We start from the raw sequence: 1,471 nt of genomic DNA on the forward strand, positions 1-1,471 counted from the left end.
TTCGCGGGAGAACCGTATATGGGGCGGACCATCCGTTTCACCTTGGAGAATAGAACGTGCAGATCTGGGCGGGACTCGGCAATCCGGGGGCGCAATATGCGATGCACCGGCACAATGTCGGGTTCATGGTCGCCGACGCGATCGCCGAAGTGCACGGCTTCGGCGCGGTCAAGAAGCAGTTCCAGGGCTGGACGCAGGAGGGCCGGATCGGCACGCAGAAGATCCTGCTGCTCAAGCCTGCGACCTTCATGAACGACAGCGGCCGGTCGATCGGCGAGGCGCTACGCTTCTACAAGCTGGACGTCGATGCGCTGACGGTGTTCCACGACGAACTCGACATCGCTCCCTTCCGCGTCAAGGTGAAGACCGGCGGCGGGACCGCGGGGCATAACGGGCTGCGCTCGACCGACCAGCATCTCGGCCCCGATTTCCGCCGCGTGCGGCTCGGCATCGGGCATCCGGGGCACAAGGACCGCGTCACCGGCTATGTGCTCGGCAACTACGCCAAGACCGAGATCGAGCCGCTGTCCGACATGCTCGGCGCGATCGCCGCGGAGGCGCCGTGGCTGGCGGCGGGCGACGACGTCCGTTTCATGAATGATGTCGCTGTAAGGATGCAACCATGACCACCCGCTCGCTGTTCGCCACGCGGTTCTACGAGGCCGATCTCGGCGACGATGCTCTGGTCGAGGAGCTCGAGGACGCTGCGCTCGAACTGTCCAAGGCGGACCGCGCGGGTGTCGCGTGGTCGAAGGCGCATGGCTATCGCGGGTACACGTCCTACGCGTCGCTGAACGACCTGCCGCTGCGCGATCCGCGGTTCGGCGATCTGGTGCGGTTGCTCAACAAGCATGTCGCGGCGTTCGCGAAGGACTGCGCGTTCGATTTGGGGGGGCGGAAGCTGAAGCTCGACAGCCTGTGGGTGAACGTCCTGAAGCCCGGCGGCGCGCATTCGGGGCATATCCATCCGCACAGCGTCGTGTCGGGGACGATGTACGTGACGATTCCCGAAGGCGCGGGTGCGCTAAAGCTGGAGGATCCGCGGCTGCCGATGATGATGGCGGCGCCGACGCGGCTCGACGATGCGCCGGAGGATCTGCGGACGTTCGTCTATGCGGTGCCGAAGCCGGGGAGCGTGTTTCTTTGGGAGAGCTGGCTCAGGCATGAGGTCGTGCCGAATGCTGCGAAGGGCGAGCGGATCAGCATCAGTTTCAATTATCGGTGGTGATCGGGGCGGCTGAGACAGTTCGGCAGGCAAAGTACCACCCCGGCGAAGGCCGGGGCCCAATTGGGGAACATCGCTAACGAAGGATTGCCCTTCATCAGATTGGCCTTCCCATTGGGCCCCGGCCTTCGCCGGGGTGGTGGTGTTGCCGTATCTTCGCCCTCCCCTTCAGGGGAGGGTTGGGGTGGGGCTTAGCCACAAATGATGACCCTTACGGCACTTTCCCCCCCCCCCCCCCCCCCCCCC

General features: G+C 65.2%; 2 protein-coding genes. Both read left to right on the forward strand.

Translation table 11 applies throughout. The annotated features are described in order from the left end of the window. The first annotated feature begins 56 nt into the window (after window positions 1-56). Complete coding sequence (gene pth / locus ASE88_RS16020) at window positions 57-626, forward strand: aminoacyl-tRNA hydrolase (protein WP_056479830.1); 570 nt, start codon at window positions 57-59, stop codon at window positions 624-626. Beyond that, window positions 623-1,228 carry a TIGR02466 family protein gene (locus ASE88_RS16025; protein ID WP_056479833.1) on the forward strand — a complete coding sequence of 202 codons (606 nt, stop codon included), beginning with the start codon at window positions 623-625 and terminating at the stop codon, window positions 1,226-1,228. The genes pth and ASE88_RS16025 overlap by 4 nt, the downstream gene beginning before the upstream one ends. The last annotated feature ends 243 nt before the right edge of the window (window positions 1,229-1,471 follow it).

This window comes from Sphingomonas sp. Leaf38, from assembly GCF_001421825.1.
GTDB lineage: Bacteria > Pseudomonadota > Alphaproteobacteria > Sphingomonadales > Sphingomonadaceae > Sphingomonas.